General features: G+C 61.7%; 10 protein-coding genes. 5 read left to right on the forward strand and 5 right to left on the reverse strand.

All coding sequences use genetic code 11. The annotated features are described in order from the left end of the window. Nucleotides 1-2 precede the first annotated feature (2 nt). From ACFRAH_RS08615 to ACFRAH_RS08625, 3 genes are all read right to left on the reverse strand, one after another. Complete coding sequence (locus ACFRAH_RS08615) at nt 3-248, reverse strand: hypothetical protein (protein ID WP_377990479.1); 246 nt, start codon at nt 246-248, stop codon at nt 3-5. A gap of 193 nt (nt 249-441) precedes the next feature. Next, nucleotides 442-657 (reverse strand): helix-turn-helix domain-containing protein, encoded by a 216-nt coding sequence (locus tag ACFRAH_RS08620; RefSeq protein WP_076797906.1) that lies wholly within the window; start codon nt 655-657, stop codon nt 442-444. Nucleotides 658-701: 44 nt separating this feature from the next. Next, on the reverse strand, nt 702-977 hold the full coding sequence (locus tag ACFRAH_RS08625) for an ArsR family transcriptional regulator (RefSeq protein ID WP_377990480.1): 276 nt from the start codon (nt 975-977) through the stop codon (nt 702-704). A 169-nt stretch (nt 978-1,146) separates the two neighbouring features. Between ACFRAH_RS08625 and ACFRAH_RS08630 the strand changes: the two genes are divergently transcribed. Both ACFRAH_RS08630 and ACFRAH_RS08635 read left to right on the forward strand, forming a co-directional pair. Then, complete coding sequence (locus tag ACFRAH_RS08630) at nt 1,147-1,488, forward strand: hypothetical protein (RefSeq protein WP_377990481.1); 342 nt, start codon at nt 1,147-1,149, stop codon at nt 1,486-1,488. 40 nt (nt 1,489-1,528) lie between these two features. Then, a complete protein-coding gene (locus tag ACFRAH_RS08635; RefSeq protein ID WP_377990482.1) occupies nt 1,529-2,032 on the forward strand; it encodes a hypothetical protein in 504 nt (167 codons plus the stop codon). Here the strand turns inward: ACFRAH_RS08635 and ACFRAH_RS08640 are convergent. Beyond that, on the reverse strand, nt 1,986-2,309 hold the full coding sequence (locus ACFRAH_RS08640; protein WP_111903539.1) for a helix-turn-helix transcriptional regulator: 324 nt from the start codon (nt 2,307-2,309) through the stop codon (nt 1,986-1,988). The genes ACFRAH_RS08635 and ACFRAH_RS08640 overlap by 47 nt on opposite strands. Before the next feature lie 313 nt (nt 2,310-2,622). Here ACFRAH_RS08640 and ACFRAH_RS08645 point away from each other — a divergent pair, with 313 nt between their 5' ends. From ACFRAH_RS08645 to ACFRAH_RS08655, 3 genes are all read left to right on the forward strand, one after another. Further along, nucleotides 2,623-3,408, forward strand: a complete 786-nt coding sequence (locus ACFRAH_RS08645) for an RNA polymerase sigma factor (RefSeq protein WP_377990491.1) — start codon at nt 2,623-2,625, stop codon at nt 3,406-3,408. Nucleotides 3,409-3,933: 525 nt separating this feature from the next. Continuing rightward, nucleotides 3,934-4,170 carry a hypothetical protein gene (locus ACFRAH_RS08650; protein ID WP_377990483.1) on the forward strand — a complete coding sequence of 79 codons (237 nt, stop codon included), beginning with the start codon at nt 3,934-3,936 and terminating at the stop codon, nt 4,168-4,170. A gap of 206 nt (nt 4,171-4,376) precedes the next feature. Then, the gene (locus ACFRAH_RS08655) at nt 4,377-5,285 is read left to right on the forward strand and encodes a C40 family peptidase (RefSeq protein ID WP_377990484.1); all 909 of its coding nucleotides are present in this window, start codon (nt 4,377-4,379) and stop codon (nt 5,283-5,285) included. A gap of 11 nt (nt 5,286-5,296) precedes the next feature. Here ACFRAH_RS08655 and ACFRAH_RS08660 read toward each other — a convergent pair. Then, nucleotides 5,297-6,199 (reverse strand): ATP-dependent DNA ligase (locus tag ACFRAH_RS08660; protein ID WP_377990485.1); only part of this gene is annotated, 903 nt, incomplete at its 5' end.

Here is a 6,199-nt window from a genome sequence, read left to right on the forward strand (position 1 = left end):
AGCTACGAGGATTTCTGGCGAGCCTGCGCCCGGCTCCCAATGACCCGGACGGATGATGGCGTCTGAGCGGTGCGTCGGACTTCGCGCAACTGGGCGATCTCTTTCAGGTGGACCGAGGTAAACACGATCTTCCCCTTGCCCCAGACTGAATGGGGGAAATCGCCCTTGGTGGCCCCGTCGCGGAGCCACGCCTCGGAACACTTGAGGACTGATGCAGCCTCGGCAGGTTCGAAGAATTCGAGTTTCATGCTGCTTCGGTCCCTTCGTCGATGGCGGCGTTGCCCCCTGTTTGTTCAGCACTAGCTCATGGAGCAAGTAACCACCGGCTGCATGACCGGATTGTCGAAGGGAGGGTTTGCTTGTGGTCCCTGGGGCGCCATGAGGTGCGACCATGTTCCTCGCGCCTTGGCCCCACTGTGGTCATCGTCCAGGTTTCGAGATCTATTCCTCGGCGTGCAGGGCGAGCCAGGCGACAAAGTCGCTGCGGTTGATTCGAAGGTGCCGGCCGATTCGATACGCTCGTGGCCCGACGTGCTTGGCACGCCACTGGTAGAAGGTCTGCTCAGGGATCTGTAGCTGCGCGCAGATTTCCTTGGGAGTCAGCCATGTTTCATCCGCGGCTTCGGTGTTGTGACTGCGTTCTGGAAGTGAGGTCATAAGTGTCTCCGTCGTGCTTGCCAGCACGATGGCCAGCTCGGTTCCTAGTTCATGGGGGAAGAGCCAGCGGGCGGCATGACGGTGCCGGTGAAGCTTTCTGCGAGGGCTTCAACCTGCCGCTGGACTTGCTCGGGCAAAGCGTCGAACTGACTGGCCGAGTGCTGTACCAAGCCGGCTCGCCGCAGGAGCAACAGTTGTCGGCGAATTGTGGATGGTGACGCGCGAAGCCCAGTACCAATCTGACCGCAGGTTGATGGGCCGTTCCGCAGGAGGAAACGGATGATTTGGCTTCGCGTCCGGTTCATCAGGATGTTCGACATGGAGAGACCACAACCCAAGAATTTGCGGGAACCTGCTGCTGTAGACGGGTCTACAGCAGCAGGTTACTCTCGACCCGATCATGTTGGAAGAGGCGCGCCGTGGAAATGATCCTCAGCAGAATCGAATAGTCAGGCGGCGGCATGCCTTCTGACGGAGGAGGGGTACGACATGCAGGACCATCCGCAGATCACAGCCTTTTTGGAGGCGGCCAGAATCCTCCACGCTGATCGCTACTGGCACTGCGGTTCACTTGGAGAGCAGGTGGAGCTGCTGCGGGCGCTGAGGTACGTCCTTACGGAAGTTTGCTTCCAGCTGGATGTTCACCGCGTGCTGCCGCAGGCTGTTCTACAGATTTGTCAGGATCTGGCTGGTCCGGGACTCCGCGACGTACCAGCCGCGCCGTCGGCCGGCTTCGTGCTGGTGTCTTACCTGGATGCGCGGATCGAGCAGTTGATTGCCGACTCGAACGACTCAGGGAATACTGGGGCGGAGGGGAGCCGCGGGACATGACAGGCACCGCCGGTCCCGGATGCCGATCGAGGAGGGGCCAATGTGGGGTGCCGAGTCTGGGCGTGGTAATGCGCTGTCCCCGCAGGCCCAGCTGGCACGTCGGCTGAATCTGCTGCTGGATGCTGCGGTGGCCGAACGGGGCAAGCCCTTGACGTTCAGGGAAGTCCAGGCCGAGCTCGCGGATAGGGGCATCAAGTTGTCCCGTGCACGCTGGTTTTATATGAAAGAGGGAACAGGCCGCCTGGTCAGGGACCCGGCTTTGCTCGCGGGGTTGTGCAGCATCTTCAAGGTCGATCCCTCGTATCTGCTCGGGAACGACACGGAGCTGCCCGAGCGCATTGATTCGCAGCTTGAATTCGTTAAGTCCCTGAGGGCGGCCCGAGTGAAGTCCTTCGCCGCCAGGACCCTGGGGGACGTGTCGCCTGAGACGTTGAGGGCTATCTCTGAATATCTGAACAAGGACATTGGGCGGCATCCCGAGGTCGAGCAAGCTGCCGCTAGTCCTCCAGAAGATACTCAAGGTGGGCAGCCAGAAGTTCCCTGATCCGTGCCGGGTTTGCTGAATATCGGGGTGACCTGCCGTGTCGTCTTCCGGGTTCTACGTCAACTACAACGGCGCCAGCGTCCTCAAGCGCAAGCAGGTGCTTCGCGACGCTTGGCTCGCCGGCGCTGACCGCCGCCACGATATCCCCCCTGGTTGCCGGGCCATGCGCTGAAAGATAGCGCAGGATCTCATTCCGTGCTCTGTTGCCGAATGTGGCCACGGCAGCCTCGACGTCGGCGGACCAGGCGTCGTCGTGAGGCTGCGTAATCCTAGGCATAGGACCATTCTTATCGAAGGTCGCTAGAAAAGTAAGTCTCGCAGTCTTGACGATACTTTAGTTATCTTTGACAATAGTTTCCGTAGTCTCGTTGTAGTCGTGGTTGGCCCTGATCTTTTGCCACCACAGCGCAGGCGCCGGACTCGCCGGGCGCCGGAACTTATTGGATCGTCCACGCAAAGCGGTGAAGACCATGCGAGTCGAAACCAGGGCAGATCAAGCCTGGCAAGATCACGAAATCAAGATTGACGTCGATGTTTCCCTGCGCAGGGCCCCAGAAGCCGCTGCAGCTGCGGTCCCGGTGGATCAGATAATGGTCGCCGTTGAAAGCGTGCGCGGATATGTCGTTTCGCACCTAGGCCGCATAGGCCGGGCCTCCGATGCGGACGACGTACTGCAAGACATTAGAGTCGCCGTGTGGGACGGAGTAGCTCGGGGCCGCTATCGCCAACTCCCCGGCGTTCCGTTCGGCGCATGGGTCCAGGGGATCTGCACGAACGTGTGCGCCGCTCACATCCGCTGGGAGATGAGCCATAAGACCTACCCACTACTCGGTGATCCTGCGGCCTGCGAGGGAACGGCGTCTCTGGACGCCGCCGTGCTCCTTGGAATGGACCGGGCTGGGGGCCGGAGTTGCGAGAAAATCGTCGACCAAGAGTGGGCACGAACGATTATTGAACTGACCCGGACTAGCGTGTCAGCGAGAGATTGGGAACTCGCCCTCGGCAGCATTGGTGGACCACGCCGATACGGTCCGCCGTCGCCGCAAGATCGCCGACGGTGGCATGCGGCCACAGTCGTGCGCCAGACGGCCCGGACCGTTGAAAAGGCCCTCGAGGTTGAGCCGGAGGCGGTCTGCAACATCGGCCAGCTGTGCGAGCAGGCGGCAGCGTGCCTGCCCACAGTGGTGCTCCGCCGAACCGCTGCCGCGATTGTCCGCCCGGGGGTGCGTGGACCAGCACGAACCACGGCTTTGGCAGCAGTGGCCGCGGAGCTTGGCGTGACTGAGCGCTATGTGGCAGTTCAGATCGGTTTCGCACGCCGGCTGTATCAGGCCGCCTGGAGAATTATCCGGGCTGGGATGCAAGGCGTTGACTGATCATGTCCCTGGTTAGTCGTCCTGCCATGAGTAGGTGAGGAGGCAGGAATGTGGTTATCGCGGATAAGCTCGCTCCCCGGATCCGGCAGGCGTCGATGGTGGTTCATCGTCATCGCCCTCCTGACGCTGGCCGCAGTCGTATTCGTTCTTTCACGTCCTGTGGAAGTGCCTGCAACCCAGCCTGCCTCGTCGTCGCCGACGGTGCCGGCATCCCTAGCGCCGACGAAACCCCTGCAGGCAGAAGCGCCGGCGACGGAGCCTTCCATCACGAGCAGCGCAGTGCCGGCAAAACCCCGAACTGTCGACTATCGCAAGCTAGCCTCGGCGACCGCGAAGGCGATCTATACATGGGATACGCGCGCGGCACCCTACTCTGAGGTCTACTCCAGGCTCCGCAGTTGGTGGAACGTGCTGCCGGACGGATCTAACCCCCTTGCGGTCTTTGTGCAGGAGTTCGAAGCGACCGGGATCAATGCTGGAAGCTACGCCTCTTTGGCTGGGCAGCACGCGCGCCGGAGCGCGGTCGTGCAGTATCTTCGCTGCGACGTCGAGCTGGCCAAGGTGCGGGAGCGGCCGGCTCCGTGGGCAGGACTGCACGTGTGCACCGTATCCCTGCGGGTCCTGGACCAAACGAGTTCTTCCCGCAACGTGTACACAGCGCCGGTCAGCGTCATGATGAACTGTCCGCCGGCTGATACAGCACCCGCTGATCACTGCGTTGTGGTGGGCTTCTACGCTGCTGCGAGCAGGATCGTCTACTGATGCCGGCGCCAGCCTTGCTTGCGTCCTTGGCCAAGCGCCGTGTGATTCTACGGGCGTTGGTGGCCGCAGCTACAGCCCTTGTCACGGTGGGTGCTTTTGCGTTTTCCGCGTGCGTGGCGGTATTTGGCATAGACGGTGTGAGTGCGGCGTCAGCTTGCAGGCCAGAAGGCCTGAGCGGCGGCTTGGCCACCGAAGATCCAGTCCCTGTGAACATCGTTCCTGGCAGTGAGGCGCCAGCCGGGCTGTCCGCCCGCCAAGCCGCCGTTGCACGGAAGTACATATCCGTCGGCAAACAGTTGGGGGTGTCCCGAGATGGCCAAATCGTTGCGATCATGATGGCACTGCAGGAGTCCAGCCTTAGGGTCCTGGCCAACTCGAACGTTCCTGCGTCCCTTCGCTTTCCCCATGACGGCGTCGGCGGCGACCACGATTCCCTCGGCACCGCCCAGCAACGTCCGGCGGCGGGCTGGGGGAGTGTCGAGCAGCTAATGGACCCGACATACAACGTGCGAGCGTTCTATGGCGGTCCGAATGGGCCGAATCACGGCAGCCCTCAAGGGTTGCTGGACATTCCGGGCTGGCACTTTATGAGTAAAGGTCAGGCTGCACAGGCGGTCCAGGTTTCAGCATTTCCTGAGCTGTATGCCCGGTGGGAGCGTCAGGCCTCCGCCATTGTCGACTCGCTCGGCGACGGTGTGGCCACAAGTAGCTGCATCGAGGCGCCCGATGCCTCCATGCCGGCCCTACAGCACGCGCATCTTAGTCAGATCCGAAAGGACATATTGCGGTTCACTCAGGAAGGTCTCGGGGGCAAGTACGTTTGGGGCGGAACGGCGTTCAAAGCATGGGACTGCTCCGGCTACGTGCAATGGATCTACCGGCAGGCAGGAATCAATTTACCGCGCGTCGAGCAGTGGAGGGTGGGCGTGAGGACTCGCACCCCACAGCCGGGGGACCTGGTTGTTCAGAACGCCCAGGGCCCGAACAACTGGGGGCACGTGGGCATTTTCGCCGGCGACGGCAAGATGTACAGCGCCCTCAATCCCGCGGTCGGCACCTTGCTGCACCCGATCGCCTGGAATTCGGATACGGCATACTTCGATCTATTGAGATGAAGTCACAGGAGTTAGCGCGGGAGCGAAACCTCCTCGGGCGGCAGCTCCGGGCGGACCCTGATGAAGCGCAGAGCATGCCTGAAGGCTTGTCCCGACCAGGCGCTGTCTGCGGATACCTCGACGACGACCGGCTCCACGAGTGTCAAAGCTACAGGCGATGCATCGCGGTTGAATCGGTCAAGTGTGCTGCCCTTCACCATCTCCGGCCAGGGGTGGGGACCTTCGGGGGGTTTAAGCCATTGTGCTAGCACCTGGCTATCGGAAGAGCGCAGGACTGAAGACCGGCCTACGATCCGCAATGCCCCGTCAATCGGAAGACCTGCCACGATTTCAGTCGGCCGGTCGATTGGCCCGACTACAGCGCCGCAGATGATGTCCATCTCGGACCGTCGCTTATATTTCAACCAAACCCGCTGGCCACCCAAGTATGGTTGCGAGTCGCCCTTGATGATGAGTCCCTCCAGACCTGCGGTGGCCAAGTCTTCAAACCACTGCAGGGCGAGGTCTAGATCCGTGGTCAACGGAGATAGGGAGAATGGGGGAGTCCATCCGTCGGCGAGCTCCTGCAACAGCGCCCGCCGCTCCCGCAGCCGTAAGCTCCTAGCATCGTGGCCCGCTACGCAGAGGACGTCGAACGCTACGAAATTCGCTGGGAGCTCGTTGGCCACGGCTACCAGCCGATTCTTTCCGGCGGAGAGTCGTTGCTGCAGAGACTCAAAGCTGAGCCTTCCGCCCGTCCACACGACGGCCTCGCCGTCCACGATGCAACCGGCAGGAATCATCTCGTCGGCGGCGGCCACGAGTTCTGGAAAATATCTCTTTTGTTGGGTCCAATAATGCTGTCGCGGACGTCGCAAAGTCCCACGGCTGAATATGTCTAAGACAGGAACTGTCGGTGTGTCGGGGACGTACTC

The sequence above is a fragment of the Arthrobacter sp. NPDC056727 genome (assembly GCF_042790555.1).
Lineage (GTDB): Bacteria > Actinomycetota > Actinomycetes > Actinomycetales > Micrococcaceae > Arthrobacter.

Coding starts and splice junctions, on each gene's coding strand:
- ACFRAH_RS08615 (WP_377990479.1), bottom strand. CDS start 248: ATGAAACTCGAATTCTTCGAACCTGCCGAGGCTGCATCAGTCCTCAAG.
- ACFRAH_RS08620 (WP_076797906.1), bottom strand. CDS start 657: ATGACCTCACTTCCAGAACGCAGTCACAACACCGAAGCCGCGGATGAA.
- ACFRAH_RS08625 (WP_377990480.1), bottom strand. CDS start 977: ATGTCGAACATCCTGATGAACCGGACGCGAAGCCAAATCATCCGTTTC.
- ACFRAH_RS08630 (WP_377990481.1), top strand. CDS start 1,147: ATGCAGGACCATCCGCAGATCACAGCCTTTTTGGAGGCGGCCAGAATC.
- ACFRAH_RS08635 (WP_377990482.1), top strand. CDS start 1,529: ATGTGGGGTGCCGAGTCTGGGCGTGGTAATGCGCTGTCCCCGCAGGCC.
- ACFRAH_RS08640 (WP_111903539.1), bottom strand. CDS start 2,309: ATGCCTAGGATTACGCAGCCTCACGACGACGCCTGGTCCGCCGACGTC.
- ACFRAH_RS08645 (WP_377990491.1), top strand. CDS start 2,623: ATGGTCGCCGTTGAAAGCGTGCGCGGATATGTCGTTTCGCACCTAGGC.